Source organism: Nocardioides daeguensis (genome assembly GCF_019192965.1).
Classification (GTDB): Bacteria; Actinomycetota; Actinomycetes; order Propionibacteriales; family Nocardioidaceae; genus Nocardioides; species Nocardioides daeguensis.
Genome location: NZ_JAHTKU010000004.1, coordinates 253,385 through 271,723, shown reverse-complemented (window position 1 = coordinate 271,723; position 18,339 = coordinate 253,385). Strand labels below are relative to the sequence as shown.

General features: G+C 72.0%; 21 protein-coding genes. 13 read left to right on the top strand and 8 right to left on the bottom strand.

The window, feature by feature from the left end; all coding sequences use genetic code 11:
• Positions 1-15 precede the first annotated feature (15 nt).
• The gene (locus KU893_RS04240) at positions 16-906 is read right to left on the bottom strand and encodes a diacylglycerol/lipid kinase family protein (protein WP_246591756.1); all 891 of its coding nucleotides are present in this window, start codon (positions 904-906) and stop codon (positions 16-18) included.
• A 76-nt stretch (positions 907-982) separates the two neighbouring features.
• On the opposite strand from KU893_RS04240, the gene KU893_RS04235 reads away from it, so the two are divergent.
• A complete protein-coding gene (locus KU893_RS04235) occupies positions 983-2,419 on the top strand; it encodes a carboxyl transferase domain-containing protein (protein WP_218233060.1) in 1,437 nt (478 codons plus the stop codon).
• Positions 2,420-2,637: 218 nt separating this feature from the next.
• Here the strand turns inward: KU893_RS04235 and KU893_RS04230 are convergent, their stop codons facing one another.
• Positions 2,638-3,015: a nuclear transport factor 2 family protein gene (locus tag KU893_RS04230; protein ID WP_218233059.1), complete on the bottom strand. Its 378-nt coding sequence runs from the start codon at positions 3,013-3,015 to the stop codon at positions 2,638-2,640.
• Between the two features lie 41 nt (positions 3,016-3,056).
• Positions 3,057-4,097, bottom strand: coding sequence for a GGDEF domain-containing protein (locus KU893_RS04225; RefSeq protein ID WP_218233058.1), 1,041 nt, complete (start codon positions 4,095-4,097; stop codon positions 3,057-3,059).
• A 314-nt stretch (positions 4,098-4,411) separates the two neighbouring features.
• Here KU893_RS04225 and KU893_RS04220 point away from each other — a divergent pair, with 314 nt between their 5' ends.
• From KU893_RS04220 to KU893_RS04190, 7 genes are all read left to right on the top strand, one after another.
• Positions 4,412-5,695 carry an adenylosuccinate synthase gene (locus tag KU893_RS04220; RefSeq protein WP_218233057.1) on the top strand — a complete coding sequence of 428 codons (1,284 nt, stop codon included), beginning with the start codon at positions 4,412-4,414 and terminating at the stop codon, positions 5,693-5,695.
• Between the two features lie 15 nt (positions 5,696-5,710).
• Positions 5,711-6,982, top strand: a complete 1,272-nt coding sequence (gene purD, locus KU893_RS04215) for a phosphoribosylamine--glycine ligase (RefSeq protein ID WP_218233056.1) — start codon at positions 5,711-5,713, stop codon at positions 6,980-6,982.
• Positions 6,979-7,470: a GNAT family N-acetyltransferase gene (locus tag KU893_RS04210; protein WP_218233055.1), complete on the top strand. Its 492-nt coding sequence runs from the start codon at positions 6,979-6,981 to the stop codon at positions 7,468-7,470. Before purD ends, KU893_RS04210 begins: the two co-directional genes overlap by 4 nt.
• On the top strand, positions 7,467-7,607 hold the full coding sequence (locus KU893_RS04205; protein ID WP_218233054.1) for a hypothetical protein: 141 nt from the start codon (positions 7,467-7,469) through the stop codon (positions 7,605-7,607). Before KU893_RS04210 ends, KU893_RS04205 begins: the two co-directional genes overlap by 4 nt.
• Positions 7,600-8,094: a GNAT family N-acetyltransferase gene (locus KU893_RS04200; RefSeq protein WP_218233053.1), complete on the top strand. Its 495-nt coding sequence runs from the start codon at positions 7,600-7,602 to the stop codon at positions 8,092-8,094. Before KU893_RS04205 ends, KU893_RS04200 begins: the two co-directional genes overlap by 8 nt.
• Before the next feature lie 249 nt (positions 8,095-8,343).
• Positions 8,344-9,774: an adenylosuccinate lyase gene (gene purB / locus KU893_RS04195; RefSeq protein ID WP_372449660.1), complete on the top strand. Its 1,431-nt coding sequence runs from the start codon at positions 8,344-8,346 to the stop codon at positions 9,772-9,774.
• A 10-nt stretch (positions 9,775-9,784) separates the two neighbouring features.
• Positions 9,785-10,186 carry an SRPBCC family protein gene (locus KU893_RS04190; protein ID WP_218233051.1) on the top strand — a complete coding sequence of 134 codons (402 nt, stop codon included), beginning with the start codon at positions 9,785-9,787 and terminating at the stop codon, positions 10,184-10,186.
• Here KU893_RS04190 and KU893_RS04185 read toward each other — a convergent pair.
• Together KU893_RS04185 and KU893_RS04180 are read right to left on the bottom strand one after the other, a co-directional pair.
• Positions 10,173-10,490: an antibiotic biosynthesis monooxygenase family protein gene (locus KU893_RS04185; RefSeq protein WP_218233050.1), complete on the bottom strand. Its 318-nt coding sequence runs from the start codon at positions 10,488-10,490 to the stop codon at positions 10,173-10,175. The two genes, KU893_RS04190 and KU893_RS04185, sit on opposite strands and share 14 nt — an antisense overlap.
• A gap of 31 nt (positions 10,491-10,521) precedes the next feature.
• Entirely contained in the window at positions 10,522-10,884 is a 363-nt protein-coding gene (locus KU893_RS04180) for a hypothetical protein (protein WP_218233049.1), read from the bottom strand.
• Between the two features lie 79 nt (positions 10,885-10,963).
• Here KU893_RS04180 and KU893_RS04175 point away from each other — a divergent pair, with 79 nt between their 5' ends.
• A complete protein-coding gene (locus tag KU893_RS04175; protein WP_257440854.1) occupies positions 10,964-11,866 on the top strand; it encodes a phosphoribosylaminoimidazolesuccinocarboxamide synthase in 903 nt (300 codons plus the stop codon).
• A gap of 45 nt (positions 11,867-11,911) precedes the next feature.
• On the opposite strand, the gene KU893_RS04170 is transcribed toward KU893_RS04175, so the two are convergent.
• On the bottom strand, positions 11,912-12,850 hold the full coding sequence (locus KU893_RS04170) for a LysR family transcriptional regulator (RefSeq protein WP_218233047.1): 939 nt from the start codon (positions 12,848-12,850) through the stop codon (positions 11,912-11,914).
• Positions 12,851-12,870: 20 nt separating this feature from the next.
• Between KU893_RS04170 and KU893_RS04165 the strand changes: the two genes are divergently transcribed.
• Both KU893_RS04165 and KU893_RS04160 read left to right on the top strand, forming a co-directional pair.
• Positions 12,871-13,521, top strand: a complete 651-nt coding sequence (locus KU893_RS04165; RefSeq protein ID WP_218233046.1) for an NADPH-dependent FMN reductase — start codon at positions 12,871-12,873, stop codon at positions 13,519-13,521.
• A 170-nt stretch (positions 13,522-13,691) separates the two neighbouring features.
• The gene (locus tag KU893_RS04160) at positions 13,692-15,257 is read left to right on the top strand and encodes a long-chain-fatty-acid--CoA ligase (protein WP_218233045.1); all 1,566 of its coding nucleotides are present in this window, start codon (positions 13,692-13,694) and stop codon (positions 15,255-15,257) included.
• A 139-nt stretch (positions 15,258-15,396) separates the two neighbouring features.
• Here KU893_RS04160 and KU893_RS04155 read toward each other — a convergent pair whose 3' ends face one another.
• Positions 15,397-15,903 carry a YflT domain-containing protein gene (locus tag KU893_RS04155; RefSeq protein WP_218233044.1) on the bottom strand — a complete coding sequence of 169 codons (507 nt, stop codon included), beginning with the start codon at positions 15,901-15,903 and terminating at the stop codon, positions 15,397-15,399.
• Positions 15,904-16,023: 120 nt separating this feature from the next.
• Here KU893_RS04155 and purS point away from each other — a divergent pair, with 120 nt between their 5' ends.
• A complete protein-coding gene (purS, locus tag KU893_RS04150) occupies positions 16,024-16,269 on the top strand; it encodes a phosphoribosylformylglycinamidine synthase subunit PurS (RefSeq protein ID WP_215812860.1) in 246 nt (81 codons plus the stop codon).
• Entirely contained in the window at positions 16,266-16,934 is a 669-nt protein-coding gene (gene purQ, locus KU893_RS04145) for a phosphoribosylformylglycinamidine synthase subunit PurQ (protein WP_218233043.1), read from the top strand. Before purS ends, purQ begins: the two co-directional genes overlap by 4 nt.
• Before the next feature lie 117 nt (positions 16,935-17,051).
• Here the strand turns inward: purQ and KU893_RS04140 are convergent, their stop codons facing one another.
• On the bottom strand, positions 17,052-18,248 hold the full coding sequence (locus tag KU893_RS04140) for a glycoside hydrolase domain-containing protein (protein ID WP_218233042.1): 1,197 nt from the start codon (positions 18,246-18,248) through the stop codon (positions 17,052-17,054).
• Positions 18,249-18,339: the final 91 nt, after the last annotated feature.

Sequence of the window (18,339 nt, the reverse complement as noted above, 5' to 3'; positions counted from 1 at the left end):
CCCAAGCCTATTGCGCTAGGAGCGCGGGACCACCATCGCGTACGCCCCCGGCAGCACCCGCCACGTCCGTGAGCGCACCGGCCCGTCGATCTCCCCGTCGCTGTTGCACTCGAACGGGGTGCCGGAGACCCGGACCGTGCGGCCGCGGAGGATCCGCACGTCGTCGTGCTCCTCGTGCCGCGCGAACGGCAGCCGGACGAGGTAGCCCAGCCGTGCGATCGCGCTGCGCGGCGTCGCGATCAGCACGTCGACCTCGCCGTCGTGAGGCTCGGCGTCCGGCGTCAGCTCGGTGCCGCCGCCCACCGAGGCGCCGTTGCCGACCGCGACCATGAGCACCGGCTGGTCGACGTCGACGACCACCTCCGCGTCGACCTCGACCCGGACCCGGAGGCTGGGTGGGTTGAGGGCGGTCTGGAGCGCGCCGATCGGGTAGCCGACCCTGCCCAGCCGCTCCTTCCACCACGCGCCGCGCTTGCCCGCCTCGGCGCCGGCGCCGAGGTGGACGCTGTTGACGGTGACCTGCCCGTCCTCGTCGACGACCAGGTCGGTCGGGCGCGGCGTCCCGGTCAGCACGACACGGGCCGCCTGTGCCGGGTCGAGGGGGAGGTCGAGGGTGCGGGCGAAGTCGTTGCCGGTGCCGAGGGGGACCAGCGCGAGGGTCCGGCCGGCCAGGTCGTCGCGGGCGTGGAGCGCCTGGACCACCGCGTGGATGCTGCCGTCGCCGCCGGCCACCACGACCGTGCGGTCACCGGCCGCGGCCAGCACGTCATCGAGCTCCTCGGGCGAGGAGGTGCCGCGGACCTCGACCTCGGCACCCTCCCGGAGCACCGCAACGGCGGCGTCGACGGCGTCCCGGTCCGCCGTACCGGCGTCGCTGTTGGTGATCAGCAGCAGTCTCGTGGCCATCACCCGAGCCTAGGCTCCTGGGCATTGGCAGAACTTGCCGACGTACGCCGTGCGGGGGCGTGGTTGGATCCGGCTCATGAGCACGCCCCGACGCTGGACCGCCCGCGAGATGATCGACCTCGTCCTCGACGACGGCTCCTACGAGTCCTGGGACACGCCCGTCGACATCAGCGGGCACGGCGAGGCCTACCAGGCCGAGCTGCGCGCGGCCGCGGAGAAGGCGGGCACCGACGAGTCGGTGCTCACCGGGCGCGGCACGGTGCGCGGACGGCCGGTGGCCTTCGTCGTCAACGAGTTCCGGTTCCTGGCCGGCTCGATCGGCGTAGCCGCGGCGACCCGGATCGCGGCCGCCGTACGCCGGGCGACGGCCGAGGGCCTGCCCGTGCTGGCGAGCACGTCGTCGGGTGGCACCCGGATGCAGGAGGGAACCCGGGCGTTCGTGCAGATGGTCGAGATCTCGCGGGCGCTGATGGAGCACCGCGGCGCCGGCCTGCCCTACCTCGTGCACCTGCGCCACCCCACCACCGGCGGTGTCTACGCGTCCTGGGGCTCGCTGGGTCACGTCACCGTCGCCGAGCCCGGCGCGCTCGTCGGCTTCCTCGGGCCCAAGGTCTACGAGGCGCTCAAGGGCGAGCCGTTCCCCGCGGGCGTGCAGGTCGCCGAGAACCTCGCCGCCCACGGCGTGATCGATGCCGTCGTCCCGGTGGAGAGCATCCCGGCGCTCGTCGACCACGCGCTCGGCGTCCTCGTCGACCCGGCATCGGCGCCGGCGCTGGAGCGGCGTACGCCGGTCGTCCGGGGGACCGCGCTCGACCACCCGGTCTGGGACGACATCGAAGCCACCCGGGCGCCGGGGCGGGTCGGGGTCCGCGACCTGATCCGGTACGGCGCCGCGAGCACCTTGCGGCTCAAGGGCACCGACGAGGGCGAGCGTGACGACTCGGTCCTGATCGCCCTCACCCGCCTCGACGGCCAGCCCTGCGTCCTCGTCGGTCAGGACCGCTCCCGTCAGACGCCGGCCACCCCGATGGGGCCCGGCGCGCTGCGCGAGGCCCGGCGGGCCATGGAGCTCGCCGAGGAGCTCCGGCTGCCGCTCGTCACCGTCATCGACACGCCCGGTGCCGAGCTCTCGAAGGACGCCGAGGAGGGCGCGATGGCCGGCGAGATCGCCCGCTGCATCGCGGGCCTCGTCACGATGACCGTGCCCACGGTCTCGGTGATCCTCGGCCAGGGCTGCGGCGGCGGCGCACTCGCGCTGCTCCCCGCCCGGACCGTCCTCGCGACGTCGCGCGGATGGCTCTCCCCGCTCCCGCCCGAGGGGGCGAGCGTCATCGTCCACGGCGAGCCCTCCCGGGCCGCCGAGATGGCTACCCGGCAGAAGGTCGGCGCGCTCGACCTGCTCGCCGACGGGGACCTGCACGGCGTCGTGCCCGAGACCGCCGACGACACCCCGGAGACCCTCGCCCGGGCGGTCGTCGCGGAGATCGCGGCCCGCCTCGCCTGCGCTGGTTGAGGTGCGAGGCCGCCCGCGGCCGAGCCTCGAAACCCGGTGCGGCGATGCCGGGACCGTGCTGCGACATCGACCGGGTTTCGAGACGCGTCGCTCAGTCCCTCGCTGCGCTCGGGCCTGAGCCGACGCTCCTCAACCTCGGTCGCTGTCGACGCCTTCGCAAGCTCAGGCGTCGGCGACCGACGCTCCTCAACCTCGATCGCTGAGGCCCCTTCGCAAGCTCAGGGGCCGGCGATCAGATCCTCGCCGGCCCAGAACGCCCGCATGCTGGTGATCTTGCCGTCGTCGTCGAAGGTCATCACGTCGATGGGCGCGAGCGTGTAGGTCTGGTCGCCGGCCTTGGTGACCAGCTCGAAGGAGAAGGCCGCCTCGTTGCCGGCCACGCGCGCGAACAGCAGGCGGCCCTCCTGCTCGAGGCCGTCGAGGGCGCCGTAGAACGCGGCGATCTGCTCGCGGGTGGTGAGCACGTCCGAGCCGACCGGGTCCTCGACGGTGGCGCCGTCGGCGTACAGGGCGACGACGTCGGCCGACGAGCCGGTCGCGACGAGGTCGACGTACTTCTGGATGGTCTCGAGGATGGTCTCGCGGCTGGCGCCCATGGTCGCTCCTAGATCTAGAACACGTTCTAGTCGAGCATAGGTCATCCGGCGTCGGCGAGACGCTCCGTCGACCCCACCCGACCGCGGCCGGCCTGCTTGGCCTCGTAGAGGGCCGCGTCGGCGGCGGCGTACAGCGAGCGGAGGTCGTCGCCGTGGGTCGGCATGTGCGCGCAGCCCAGGCTGATCGAGATCGTGAGCTCGGCGCCGCCGGTGATGACGAAGGGCTGCGAGCGCACCGCGGCGAGGATCTCCTCGGCGCGGGCGACGGCGGCCTCGAGGCCGCAGCCGGGCAGCAGGACGGCGACCTCGTCGCCCCCGAGTCGGCACACGACGTCGGTCGGCCGGCTGTGCCGCAGCAGCAGCGCCGCGAGCTGGATCAGCACCTCGTCGCCCGCCGGGTGTCCGTGCTCGTCGTTGACCGTCTTGAAGTGGTCGATGTCGATCAGGACGAGCGCGGTGCCGGCGCCGCTGCTCACGTCGGACAGCTTGGCGGTCGCCGCCTCGTCCAGCACGCGGCGTGTGAAGAGCCCGGTGAGCGGGTCGACGGTCGCCATCAGCTCGAGCTGCGCGACGGTGCGCGCATGGCGCTCGCTGGCCACGGCGAGGAGGACGGCGGTGGTGATGAGGGCGGTCGTCACGTAGAGCGCGTCGACCAGCGCCTCCCGCGCCGGGAGCTGGGAGAGGACGACGACCAGCTCGCCCGCCACCGAGGCCCCGGTGATCACGGCCGCGCCGGGCGGGCGCAGCTGGGAGGCGCCGTACAGAGCCGGGAAGAGGAAGAAGACCTGGGCCGAGACGCCGCTGTCCTGGGTGAGCAGGTCGATGGCGGTCAGGGCGACGACCCCCGCCAGCGGGCCGAGCGCCCAGCCGAGCCGGTGCCGCTCGTCGAACCGGCGGGCCAGCACGCCGAACGCGACCACCAGCGCGATCAGGCCGCCGGCGGCGACCATCCCGCTCCCCGGGACCTCGTGCTGCAGCGGAGCGGTGAGCACGGCGACACCCGCGCCCACGGCGCACAGCGTCGACACCGACCGGGCGGCGGCACGGTGGTTGCGCGGTTGCATCCAGCTGACAGCATTCATGGGCATCGCAGGGTGAGGTGGGCGGGTCGTTCCGGCAACGGTAGGCGGCGCGCGGGAGGCGGGCCCTGCGAAGTGGGCAGGTTCACCCGCCCCGGGCCGGATCCGGACCGATCGACCCGCGCCGGGGGTGCCAGGTGACTAGACCGCTGCCGCCGAAAGCCGGTCCTCGGTCGCGTTTTGGTAGCGTGGCGCCGCAAGAGCCCCGGTCCTTGCCGGGGCTCCTTGCTTGTCCGACACCAGCAAGAGAACAAGTGGTGCGTTGAGCAGCCGTCCTCCGGACGGAGGGACTCCGTCCGTGCGAAGGAGCAACCAAGATGCCTGCAATCGTGATCGTCGGAGCCCAGTGGGGCGACGAGGGCAAGGGCAAGGCGACCGACCACCTCGGCAGCCAGGTCGACTACGTCGTGAAGTTCAACGGCGGCAACAACGCCGGTCACACGGTCGTCGTCGGCGACGAGAAGTACGCCCTCCACCTGCTGCCCAGCGGCATCCTCACGCCCGGCTGCACGCCCGTCATCGGCAACGGCGTCGTCGTCGACATCGACGTGCTGTTCCACGAGATCGACGGCCTCGAGGGCCGCGGCGTCGACACCAGCAAGCTCAAGCTCAGCGCCAACGCGCACGTCATCGCCGACTACAACCGGACCATCGACAAGGTCACCGAGCGCTTCCTCGGCTCGCGCCGGATCGGTACGACGGGCCGCGGCATCGGACCGACCTACGCCGACAAGATGAACCGGATCGGCATCCGGGTCCAGGACCTCTTCGACGAGAAGATCCTCACCCAGAAGGTGGAGGGTGCCCTCGAGCTCAAGAGCCAGATCCTCACCAAGATCTACAACCGCCGCGCCCCCTCGGTCGAGCAGACCGTCGAGGGGCTGCTGGCGCACGCCGAGCGGCTTGCGCCGTACGTCTGCGACACGGGGCTGCTGCTCAGCCAGGCGCTCGACCGCGACGAGGTCGTGCTGATGGAGGCCGGCCAGGCCACCCTGCTCGACGTCGACCACGGCACCTACCCGTTCGTGACCTCGAGCAGCGCGATCTCCGCGGGCGCCTGCACCGGCACCGGCATCCCGCCGACCCGGATCGACCAGGTCATCGCGATCGCGAAGGCCTACACGACCCGTGTCGGCGAGGGCCCGTTCCCGACGGAGCTGCACGACGAGAACGGCGAGTTCCTGCGCAAGGCCGGCTGGGAGTACGGCACCACGACCGGCCGCCCGCGCCGCTGCGGCTGGATGGACACCGTGATCACCCGGTACGCCGCGCGGGTCAACGGCGTCACCGACTTCGTGCTCACCAAGCTCGACACCCTCACCGGCCTGGCCGAGCTCCCGGTTTGTGTCGCCTACGACGTCGACGGCGTGCGCTACGACGAGATGCCGGTCAACCAGACCGACTTCCACCACGCCGTACCGATCTACGAGAACCTCCCCGGCTGGACCGAGGACATCTCCGGCTGCCGCAGCTTCGAGGACCTCCCGAAGGCCGCGCAGGCCTACGTCGAGTTCGTCGAGGAGCGCTCCGGCGCCCGGATCTCGGTCGTCGGCGTCGGGCCGGAGCGCGAGCAGGCCGTCGTCCGCCACCCCCTGCGCTGATCAGGAGACAGCACTGTGAAGACCCTCGTCATCGGCACCGGCGGCCGTGAGCACGCGCTGGCCCTCGCCCTCTCCCGCGACCCCGGGGTGAGCGAGGTGCACGCCGCTCCCGGCAACCCGGGCATCGGTGCGTTCGCCACCCTCCACGACGTCGACCCGATGGACGGTACGGCGGTCGCGGCCCTGGCGGTCGACCTCGGCGCCGACCTCGTGGTCGTCGGGCCCGAGGCCCCGCTCGTGGCTGGTGTCGCGGACGCCGTGCGGGAGGCGGGGATCGCGGTCTTCGGCCCGTCCCGGGCGGCCGCGCAGCTGGAGGGCTCGAAGGCCTTCTCCAAGGAGGTGATGGCCGCCGCGGGCGTCCCGACCGCCGGGTCCCACACGTGCACCACCCCCGAGGAGGTCGCCGCGGCGCTCGACGAGTTCGGGCCGCCGTACGTCGTGAAGGACGACGCGCTCGCCGCCGGCAAGGGTGTCGTGGTGACCCTCGACCGCGCCGAGGCGCTGGCCCACGCGGCCGGCTGCGGCCGGGTCGTCGTCGAGGAGTTCCTCGACGGGCCCGAGGTGTCGCTGTTCGCGGTGTGCGACGGCGTCACCACGCGGCCGCTGCAGCCGGCCCAGGACTTCAAGCGGATCTTCGACGGTGGCCGCGGCCCCAACACGGGCGGGATGGGCTCCTACTCGCCGCTGACCTGGGCGCCGGCCGACCTCGCGACCACCGTCGTGGAGACCGTCGTCCAGCCCACGCTCGACGAGATGGCGCGCCGCGGCGCCCCGTTCGTCGGGTGCCTGTACGTCGGCCTGGCGCTCACCGCCGCCGGGCCCCGGGTGATCGAGTTCAACTGCCGCTTCGGCGACCCCGACGTCCAGCCCGTGCTGGCGCTGCTCGAGTCGCCGCTGGGCGCGCTGCTGCACGCGGCCGCCGAGGGCCGGCTGGCCGACGTCGAGGCCCCCCGGTTCCGGGACGGCGCCTCGGTGACCGTGGTGCTCGCCTCCGCCGGCTACCCGGAGTCCTCGTCGAAGGGCGACGTCATCACCGGGGTCGGCCGCGCCAACGGCGTCAACGACGTCGACGTCATCCACGCCGGCACCGCCCTCGACGGCGACGACCTCGTCACCGCCGGTGGCCGCGTGCTCGCCGTGCGCGCGGTCGGCTACGACGTCGCCGACGCCCGCGCCCGCGCGTACGCCGCCGCCGACCTGATCAGCTTCGAGGGCCTGCAGCGTCGTGCCGACATCGCCGCCGAGCCCCTCGGCGTCGTCGAGGGTGCCTCCCTGAAGGACTCATGAGCGTCCGGCCCGCGACCGACGCCGACCTCGACGCGGTCGCCGCGATCTACGCCCACGAGGTCCGCACCGGCTACGCCACCTTCGACACCGAGCCGCCGCCGCGTTCGGTGTGGGAGAGGAAGCTCGCCTCCACCCACCCCGGCGACCACTTCCTCGTCGCCGAGGTGGCGGGCGCGGTCGTCGGGTTCGCCTACTCCGGCCCGTTCCGTGACCGCGGTGCCTACGACCGCACCCGCGAGGTCACGGTCTACGTCGACCACGCCGCCACCGGCCGCGGCCTGGGCCGCCTGCTGTACGACGACCTGCTGGCCCGGATGCAGGCGTCGGGGGTGCGCACGGCCCTGGCTTGCATCGCCCTGCCCAACGACGCCAGCGAGGGCCTGCACCGGGCCTGCGGCTTCGAGCGGCAGGGCGTGCTGCGCGAGGTCGGCCGCAAGTTCGACCGCTGGATCGACGTCGTGTGGTGGCAGCGGATGCTGGGGGAGTGAGCCGCCTGTGGGGCACCGACGCACGCCGCCCCGCGCGCTGGCAGAGTGGCGCCATGGCTGAGTCCGCCGAACAGGTCCGTGCCCGGGAGATGGCCGCTGCCGACGAGCACGGCCGGGCGGTGGCGCTCGATGGCTGACCAGCAGCCCGTCGGCGTGCAGACCGACCGGCTCCGGCTGGTGCTGTGGGACGAGGCGACGGTGACCGCGATCAGGTCGGGCGAGCGGCTGCCGGGCTGGCACCCCGAGTTCCCGCGCGAGGACGACCGGGGCGCCGCCACCTTTTGGCGCGACGGCGACCCGTGGGGTCCACGGTCGATCGTCTCCCTCAAGCAGCAGCTCGTGATCGGCTCGATCGGCTTCTTCGGCCCGCCCGAGCCGGCCGACGACGAGGTGCCCGAGGTCGAGGTGGGCTACGGCCTGGTGCCGCCCGCGCGCGGCTACGGCCTGGCGAGCGAGGCGCTCGGTGCCCTGCTCCGGCGGGCCGACGCGGCCGGGGTCCGGGTCCGGGCCTCGATCGCCCCCGACAACACCGCGAGCCTGCGGGTGGCGGCCAAGGCCGGGTTCACCGCGGTCCGGGGCAGCAACGAGGACGGCGAGCTGGTCCTGGTCCGCCCTGCTCGCTGAGTTCGGGCAGGCGCCCGGCACGTGGATTTCGAGACGCGCGTCGCGGGTTCGCGAGCTCACCCGCGGCGCTCCTCAATCTCCCCTGCTGGTCCGCAGCGACGCTCGTTCCTCGCGTCGCGGCGGGCACGGGGATTTCGAGACGCGCGTCGCGGGTTCGCGAGCTCACCCGCGGCGCTCCTCAATCTCCCCTGCTGGTCCGCAGCGACGCTCGTTCCTCGCGTCGCGGCGGGCATGGGAGAATCACCATCCGTGACCGTGCCGAACGTCCTCGCCACCCGCTACGCCGCCGCCGACCTGACCGCGATCTGGTCGCCCGAGCACAAGATCGTCCTCGAGCGGCAGTTGTGGATCGCCGTCCTCAAGGCGCAGAAGGACCTTGGGATCGACGTACCCGACGGCGTGGTCGAGGCCTACGAGAACGTCGCCGACCGGGGCGCTGAGGCGGTCGACCTGGCCAGCATCGCGGCCCGGGAGCGGGTCACCCGCCACGACGTGAAGGCGCGGATCGAGGAGTTCGCGGCGCTCGCCGGCCACGAGCACATCCACAAGGGCATGACCAGCCGCGACCTGACCGAGAACGTCGAGCAGCTGCAGGTCAAGCAGTCCCTCGAGCTGCTCCGCGACCGCGCCGTCGCCACTCTCGCCCGGCTCGGCCGCCTCGCCGCCGAGCACGAGGCCACGGTCATGGCCGGGCGCAGCCACAACGTCGCCGCGCAGGCGACCACCCTCGGCAAGCGGTTCGCGACCGTCGCCGACGAGCTGATGATCGCCGTCGAGCGGATCGAGGACCTGCTCGGCCGTTACCCGCTGCGCGGCATCAAGGGCCCGATGGGCACCGCCCAGGACATGCTCGACCTGCTCGGTGGCGACGCCGACAAGCTCGCCGACCTCGAGCGGCGGGTCGCGAAGCACCTGGGCTTCGACCGGGTCCTCACCAGCGTCGGGCAGGTCTACCCGCGCTCCCTCGACTTCGACGTGCTCTCCGCGCTGGTCCAGCTGACCGCGGCGCCCTCCAACCTCGCCACCACGATCCGCCTGATGGCCGGCAACGAGATCGTGACCGAGGGCTTCAAGGAGGGCCAGGTCGGCTCCTCCGCCATGCCCCACAAGATGAACACCCGCTCCTGCGAGCGGGTCAACGGCCTCGCCGTGGTCACCCGCGGCTACCTCTCCATGGTCGGCGAGCTCGCCGGCGACCAGTGGAACGAGGGCGACGTCTCCTGCTCCGTCGTACGACGCGTGGCGCTGCCCGACGCCTTCTTCGCTGTCGACGGCCTGTTCCAGACCTTCCTCACCGTGCTCGACGAGTTCGGCGCCTTCCCGGCGGTCATCCAGCGCGAGCTCGACCGCTACCTGCCCTACCTCGCCACCACCAAGGTCCTCATGGCCGCCGTCCGCAACGGCGTGGGCCGGGAGAGCGCGCACGAGGCGATCAAGGAGGCCGCCGTCGGCACCGCCCTCGCCATGCGGAAGGGCCAGGCCGAGAACGACGTCTTCGCCAAGCTCGCCGCCGACGAGCGCCTCGGCCTCACCCAGGAGCAGCTGCAGTCGCTGGTCGCTGAGCCGATCACCTTCACCGGTGCCGCGGTCGCGCAGACCCAGGAGGTCTGCCGGCAGGTCGCGGCCGTCGTCGCCGCGCACCCCGGCGCCGCCGAGTACCACCCGGGCGCGATCCTCTGAGGCCGGTCCGGTGAGGCCGGTCGAGATCGTCTTCCCGGTCCCGGCGGACCGGGCCTTCGCCTATCTTGCCGACCCGCGGAACCGGCCGCAGTGGCAGTCGTCGCTGCGTGCCGTCGCCGACGTACGACGCGAGGGCGCCGCGTGGACCGACGTGACCGTGGTCCCGGGCGTGCGCCCGCGGATGCGCACGACGATCTCCGAGCCGCCGTACCGCTGGGCGGAGGAGGGCGTGTTCGGCCCCTTCCGCGCTCGCCTCGAGCTGCGCTTCGCCCCCGGCAGCGAGGCGACCTGCGTCGTCAGCGCCGACTTCGCCGTCCACGGCCTGGGGCTGGGACGCGCGATCGCCGCGAGCGCCCGATCGGCCGTGGCGGCGGACCTGCGCCGCGCGGCGCTCGTGCTCAGGCCGGCTTGACGTCCAGCACGACCTCGAACTCCAGCAGGCTCGCGCCGGTGGCGACGGGCTTGCGGGGCGCCTCGCCCTCGGGAGTCGCGTGCGCGGCGCGGGCGTCGCCGTCGCGCCAGGCCGCGAAGGACTCCTCGTCGGCCCAGTGGGTGACCACGAAGTAGCGGTCCTCGCCGGCGGTCGGCCGGAGCAGCTGGAAGCCGAGGAAGCCGGGGGAGCCCTCGACCGCGCCGGCGCGGGCGGCGAACCGCTTCTCCAGCTCGGGGCCGGCGTTCGGCGGGACCTGGATGGCGTTGATCTTCACGACGGACATGACCCGAGCCTAGGGCCGGGGCCGCGTCCGGTCAGGCGCGGGCTTCTCCGCCCCAGTTGGCGAGCTTGACCGCGATGTCGTGGAGGCGCTCGTCGGGCACACCGGTGACCTCGAAGGTCAGGCAGACCCGCTCGCCGGCGATCCGGCCCAGGGACACGGTGCCGGACTCGGGGAGGTGCTCGATGATCCGGACCAGTCGGTTGCCGATCCGGCCGAGCTGCGAGGCGTGCTCGTCGTCGAGCTGGCCGAGACCCTCGGGCTCGCGGTGGAGCAGGCTCAGGCCGAGGACGCCGTCGGCGTCGTGCCGGGCGAGGACCCAGATCTCGTCCTCCCACACCACCGGACCGGGGGCGAAGGTCGAGCTGTCGATGAGCGGCTGCGCGGACTCCGTCATGGCGTCACTGTGCCATCCGTGCTCGGAGCGCCGACGGGCACCCCCTGCCCGGCCGGCGAGGAGCCCTAGGCTGTCGTCCGTGACGCTCGCGAACATCCCGCCCGCCCCGGAGCTCCCCGGCGCCCGCCACCTGCACTCCGGCAAGGTGCGTGACCTCTACGAGATCACCGAGGGCCCCCATACCGGCAAGCTGCTGATGGTCGCCAGTGACCGGCTCTCCATCTTCGACTTCGTGCTGGAGACGACCATCCCCGACAAGGGCGAGATCCTCACCCGGATGTCGTTGTGGTGGTTCGACCAGCTCGCCTCGCTGGTCCCCAACCACGTGATCTCCACCGACGTCCTCGACGCCGTGCGCGGTCGCGCCGTGGTCTGTGAGCGCCTCGACATGTTCCCGGTCGAGTGTGTCGCCCGCGGCTACCTCACCGGCTCCGGCCTCCTCGACTACCGCGCCACCGGCGAGGTCTGCGGCATCGCGCTGCCCGCCGGCCTCGAAGACGGCAGCCGCCTGCCCGAGCCGATCTTCACCCCGGCCACGAAGGCCGAGCTCGGCGACCATGACGAGAACGTCTCGTACGACGCCGTGGTCGCCACCGTCGGCGCCGACTCCGCCGCGGCGCTGCGCGACCTGACCCTGCGGGTCTACGGCCGCGCCGAGGAGATCGCACGCGAGCAGGGGATCATCCTGGCCGACACCAAGTTCGAGTTCGGTGTCGCGCCCGGCGGCGACGGCACGATCGTGCTCGCCGACGAGGTCCTCACCCCCGACTCCTCGCGCTACTGGCCGGCCGACGACTGGCAGCCCGGCCGCGCGCAGCCGTCGTACGACAAGCAGATCGTGCGCAACTGGGCGCTCTCGCCCGAGAGTGGCTGGGACCGCTCCTCCGGAGAGGCCCCGCCCCCGCTGCCGCCCGAGGTCGTCGAGCGCACCCGCAGCCGCTACATCGAGGCCTACGAGCGGCTCACCGGCGAGAGGTTCTGAGCGGCCGCTGGTGGGGGGCGCTTCCCCCTGCCGGAGGCCGGTCGGTCAGCGCTGTGCATCCACGGGCCTCGGGCCCTCAGAGTGTTGCTCCGCGATGTCGAGCACGTGCCGCACGAACGCGGCGACGGCGAGATCGCGACTCGATGGCCGCCATACAAGGCGCAGCGCACTGGGTGCCACGCCGTCCGTGGGTACCGCAGCGATGGCCCGCCCTTCGAACCGACGCGCGACGCTCTCGGGGAGGAAGGTGATCGCGCGACCCATCTCGACGAGTCGCAGCACCTCCGCGAGGTCCCTGACGGCGGGTCCGGTCGTCATTCGGCCGGGATCGCCCGGAGCCAGTCCCTGGTAGAAGCGGTCCAACTCTTCGCCCGCGTCCGGCCACGTGGCGACCGGTTCCTCGACGAGCTCCTCGAGCCCGATCCGCTCCCTGCCCGCATGCCGGTGTCCGGCGTGCAGCATGGTCACGCGCGGCTCGACGAACACGAGCTCGGTGTCGAGGTCGGTGAGCTCCGACGACACGGGAGGGCCGGCAAGCAGGCCCACGTCCGCTTCGCCGGTCCGGACCGCCTCCGCGAGCTGGCGCGTCTCGCGCAACAGCAGCTCGACGCGATGCCCGGTCGTTTCGAAGGTGGCGATGGCCTCGCGCAGCAGACCTCCGTCCCCGTCGGCCTTCACGGCCACGACGAGGCTCGGCTCCGGGGCAGCGGCTCGGCGGGTGAGGTGATGTGCGACGGCGACGTTGTCGAGCACCCGGCGGGCCTGCGAGGCGAAGGTCCTCCCCGCCTCGGTGAGGGCCAGTGACCGGGTGCTCCGCACCACCAGTGAGACCCCCAGCGCCCCTTCGACCCCCGCGACGATCCGCGACACCGTGGGCTGGGTGGTGCCCAGTGCGCGCGCGGCCGCACTGAAGCTCCCGTGGTCGACGACTGCGAGGAAGGTCCGGAACGCCTTCACCTCCAAGCCGCTGTCAGGGTCGTCCATACGCCCAGCGTATAGCTGAGGTGCAGTGGCAGGCCTTCTCAGGCCTGCGCGTGCCCGGTTCGATGGCGGACATGACCGCAACGCCGCAGCACCACGCTCCTCTCCGCATCGGACTCATCGTCGGCAGCCTGTCGCATCGATCGATCAACCGTCGGCTGGCCCGTGCCCTCCACCGCATGGCGCCGTCGGGCGTCACCTTGGCCGACATCCGGATCGACGCCCTGCCGATGTACAACCCCGATCACGACGCCGCGTTCCCTGCCAGCGCACGCCGGTTCAAGGCGGAGCTCGAGGCGGCCGACGGGCTCATCATCGTCACCCCTGAGTACAACCGTTCGATCCCGGCCGTGCTCAAGAACGCCATCGACGTCGGTTCCCGGCCGTGGGGCGAGAGCTCCTGGTTCGGCAAGCCCGTCGCGCTGCTGGGCGCCGGGCTCAACGGTGCAGGCACTGCGGTGGCCCAGGCCCACCTGCGCGCCTGCCTCGGGTACTGCGGCGCCCAGGTGCTCGGAGCCCCCGAAACCTGCGTGCACTGGACGGACGCGCCCGTCGACGAGGACGGCGTGGCCGGTCCGGAGCTGGCGACGACGTTGGCGGCGTTCCTCGCGGCCACCGTGCGCCACGTCGCGAAGGCTCAGTCGCCCGATGACAGCCACCTGTCGAAGGTCTGAACGGGCAGGACTCGACGCCGAGCGCCGAGGCGGCAACCGGCGCTCGTGACCTGGCGCTGCCCGTGGCTGCTCCCTGTCCGAGCCTGCTGGTCCCGGGCACAACACCGTGCGAGCGGGATTGGTCCCGTGACCAGTGACCGTGGTCACGAGGGCCCAGTAAATTGTGCGGCATGACGAACCTCGCCGCGTTCCTCGAGAACAGTGCCCAGTCCTACCCCGACCGCACGGCCATCGTGTTCGGGGACACCCGGCTGTCGTACCCGCAGGTCAACGGCGCGGCCAACCAGGTCGCCAACCTGCTCGTCTCGCGCGGCATCAAGCCGGGCGACAAGGTGGCGCTGAGCTGCCCCAACCTGCCCTACTTCACGATCGTCTACTACGGCATCCTCAAGGCCGGCGCGAGCGTCGTCCCGCTCAACGTGCTGCTCAAGGGCCGGGAGATCGCCTACCACCTCGGCGACTCCGACGCGAAGGCCTACTTCGCCTTCCAGGGCACCCCCGAGCTTCCCATCGGTGCCGAGGCCCACGAGGGCTTCCAGGCCGCCCGCGACAACGGGGGCTGCGAGCACTTCTTCGTCATCACCGCCGACCCGACCGCGCCGTCGCCCGTCGAGGGCACCGAGACGCTCGGTCAGGCCCTCGCCGGCCAGGCGCCGACGTTCGACACGGTCGAGGTGTCCGACGACGACACCGCCGTCATCCTCTACACGTCCGGCACCACCGGGCAGCCCAAGGGCGCCGAGCTGCGGCACCGCAACATGCGCGCCAACGCCCTCATCGGCGAGGACCTGTTCGGCGCCGACCCGACGCGGCCCGACACCTACTTGTGCGTGCTGCCGCTGTTCCACTCGTTCGGCCAGACCGTCATCCAGAACGGTGCCTTCGCGTACGGCGGCACGGTCGTGATGCTGCCGCGCTTCGAGGCCGGGCCCGCGATCGCCCTGATGCTCAAGGAGAAGGTGACCTTCTTCGCCGGCGTCCCGACCATGTACTGGGGCCTGCTCAACGCGCTCGACGAGACCGTCGACGTCAAGACCCTCGCCGAGAACCTGCGCGTCGCCGTCGCCGGCGGCGCCGCCCTCCCGGTCGAGGTGCACCACCAGTTCGAGGAGCGCTTCGGCGTCGTCATCCTCGAGGGCTACGGCCTCTCCGAGACCTCTCCGGTCGCGAGCTTCTCGCGGCTGGGCTCACCCGTCCGGGTCGGCTCCATCGGCACGCCGATCCCCGGCGTCGAGATGAAGCTGCTCGAGCCGGAGACGTGGGACGAGGTCAAGGACCCCGAGGGCATCGGCGAGATCGCCATCAAGGGCCACAACGTCATGAAGGGCTACTACAAGCGGCCCGAGGCCACGGCGGAGGCGATCAGCGCCGACGGCTGGTTCCGCTCCGGCGACCTCGGCCGTCGTGACGCCGACGGCTGGTACTACATCGTCGACCGCTCCAAGGACATGATCATCCGCGGCGGCTTCAACGTGTACCCGCGCGAGATCGAGGAGGTCCTCCTCACCCACCCGGCGATCTCCCTGGCGGCCGTCATCGGCGTCCCGCACGAGAGCCACGGCGAGGAGATCAAGGCGTTCGTCATCCTCAAGCCGGGCGCCAGCGCCACCCCGGAGGAGATCGTCGCGTGGAGCAAGGAGGAGATGGCGGCGTACAAGTACCCCCGCATCGTGGAGGTCGTCGACGCCCTCCCGATGACCGCCACCGGCAAGATCCTCAAGCGCGAGCTGTCCTGATCGGGTTGAGTCGTCACAAACTCCCGTTGAGTCGTCGCAGACTTTCGTTGAGTCGTCACTTTCCGACCCGCCTGGTCGAGAACGTCACGACTCAGGCAAAGTCGGTGACGACTCAACCGGAGAAAGTGACGAGTCAACGTCAGGCGAACGGGTTCGGCAGCGCGCCGGGCAGCTTGGCGAGGAGCTCGCGGGCCTGCGTCGCCACCTTGTGCTCGACGAGGACCTCGTAGCGGGTCGCGACGACCGAGCTGACCGAGGAGAAGTCGCGCTGGCCGCGGGTCACGGCGTACCCGGCCAGCGCGAAGATCACGCCGAAGGCGATGCCCATCAGGGTGGTCGACACGATGATCGGCAGCGTGTCGCCGGTGCCGAAGAAGCTGAACAGCAAGCCGACGAACAGGCCGAACCACAGTCCGCTCATCGCACCTCCCGCGGCGACCCGGCCGCTGGTGAGCCGGCCCGTGATCCGCTCGACCTGCTTGAGGTCGGTGCCGACGATCATGCAGTTCTGCACCGGGAATCCCTCGTCGGAGAGGAAGTCCACGGTGCGCTGCGCGGTGGGGTAGTCGTCGTAGACCGCCAGCGACTGGGGGAAGTCGAGCGCCAGCAGGGAACGCGAGAACGCGCCGGGAGTGGGGTTGCTCATGGCGCCCAGTCTGCCCGGCGCGTCCAGTTCCGGATGCGCCTTCGGGCCGAGCCTGGGGCCGGCGTCCGCGGGGGCGACCGCGAATCGGTCCCCGCGCCGGACGGCACTAGACTGCGGCCCGTGGCCCGAGTCGTCGTAGCTGTCATGCCGAAGCCCGAGATCCTCGACCCCCAGGGGAAGGCCGTCCAGGGCGCACTGCCCCGGCTGGGCTTCACCGGCGTGACCGACGTCCGCCAGGGCAAGCGGTTCGAGATCGAGCTCGAGGGCGAGGTCACCGACGCCGTCCTCGCCGAGGTCGAGAAGATGGCGGAGACGCTGCTCTCGAACCCGGTCATCGAGAACTACACCGTGAGCGTCGAGCAGTGAAGATCGGCGTCGTCACCTTCCCCGGCTCCCTCGACGACGTCGACGCGCAGCGCGCGGTCCGGATCGGTGGCAACGAGGCCGTCGCCCTCTGGCACGGTGACGCCGACCTCAAGGGCGTCGACGCGGTCATCTTGCCGGGCGGCTTCTCGTACGGCGACTACCTGCGCTGCGGCGCCATCTCCCGGTTCGCCCCGGCGATGGGCAAGGTCGTCGAGGCCGCCAGGGCGGGCATGCCCGTGCTCGGCATCTGCAACGGCTTCCAGATCCTCTGCGAGTCCCACCTGCTGCCCGGCGCGCTGATCCGCAACGACCACCGCAAGTTCGTGTGCCGTGACCAGCTGCTGCGCATCGAGAACAACCGGACCGCGTGGACCTCGGCCTACGACCAGGGCCAGGAGATCCGCGTCGTCCTCAAGAACGGCGAGGGCGGCTTCGTCGCCGACACCGAGACCCTGGCCCGGATCGAGGGCGAGGGCCAGGTCGTGGCCCGCTACCTCGAGGTCAACCCGAACGGGTCCCTCAACGACATCGCGGGTGTCACCAACGAGCGCGGCAACGTGGTCGGCCTGATGCCGCACCCCGAGCACGCGGTCGAGGAGCTGACGGGCAGCGGTCTCGACGGGCTCGGCTTCTTCACCTCGCTGGTCGAGGGCGCCTTCGCCTGAGCCGTTCGCGGCGGGGGCGTGCCGCACCCCATGCGTTCTGGTGGCGGATCCAGGGATCTGACGACCAGAACGCATGGGGTGCGGTGCCGACTCGACCGCGCCGGCCTCGGGCCGCGCTCAGCGCGCCCGGGCGGCGAGCAGCGAGTCCCAGTTCCGCTTGCCCCAGGCGTCCTTGACCTTCTGCCCGGCGTGGGTCTGCCAGGAGCGGATGCCGGTGCGCAGCCGCTTGTTGTACTTCGCCGTCATCTTGCCGGGGTAGAAGCCCTCCTCCTGGAGCAGGCACTTCAGGGCCCGCACCTGGCGCGGCTTCGAGCTGCGCGGCGAGACCTTCTTGTAGGTCCTCAGGTCGACCTTCACGCCGCCGCACCGCACGGCCGCCGTGTTGCCGAGCTCGAGCCAGTTGCGGTCGATGTTGATGGTGACGCCGCCCCAGGTCTCGTTGTGCCCGCCCTGGTACTGCTTCATCCGGTTGCCGGGGCGCCAGCCGTCCTCGGCGATGTAGCTCGTCGAGGTGTTGGCCGCGCCGTCCCAGCGGGCGATCCAGATCCGGTCGGGCAGGACGACGTCGGTGCGCGCCTGGCGCCGGGCGTCGTCGAGGATCCGGATGCCGGAGCCGGCGCTGGAGTACACCCCGGACACGTAGCCGAGCTGGCGGGCGCGCGCGGTCCAGCCGCTCAGGAAGGCCAGCGCGGACTCGCGGCAGGTCACGTCCTTGTAGCTGGACCAGCCCTCGAGGTCGTACCAGAGCGTGCTGCCCGGGACGATGCCCAGGGCGCTCGCCGCGGCCACCGCGCTGTCGGCCTCCGCCGCGCCCTGGGTGCGCGCGGCGGCGTACCCGTTCGCGGCGTCGTTGATGATGGTCGGGTCGATGGTGGCGCCGTAGCGCGGGAACCGGCCGACACAGCTCGACTGCGGGCCGAGCGTGATCGGCAGGATCCGCCACCCCTTCGCGAGCTGGGTCGAGACCCAGGTGGGCGTCAGGTTCTTCTGCGTCCTGCAGAACCGCGACGCCCCGGAGATGTAGACGCCGACCGCCCGGAACGGCGAGTGCGCCAGCCAGGCGTCCATCTTGGCCTGCGACTGGGTCTCGCACTGGTCGAAGCCGTAGCCCGTGAAGTCACCCGGCGTGACCGGGTTGGTCCGCTTCGCGGCCAGGTCGACCGGGGCGGCCGTCTCCGGTGCGGACGCGGGGCGGAGTCCGCCCAGCAGCGCGAGGGCCAGCAGGACCACGAGGGCACCGGTCGCCGTACCCGCGAGCGGGAGGCGGAAGCGGCGCCGGGGGCGGACGGACGGGAAGACGGGCCGGGAAGGCATCTCGGACTCCAGGGGAAGAGGGGTCTGGTGGGTAAAGGCCGAGTCACGATAACCACAACATTCACAGGAGTAACAGAGGTCTGAATGAACT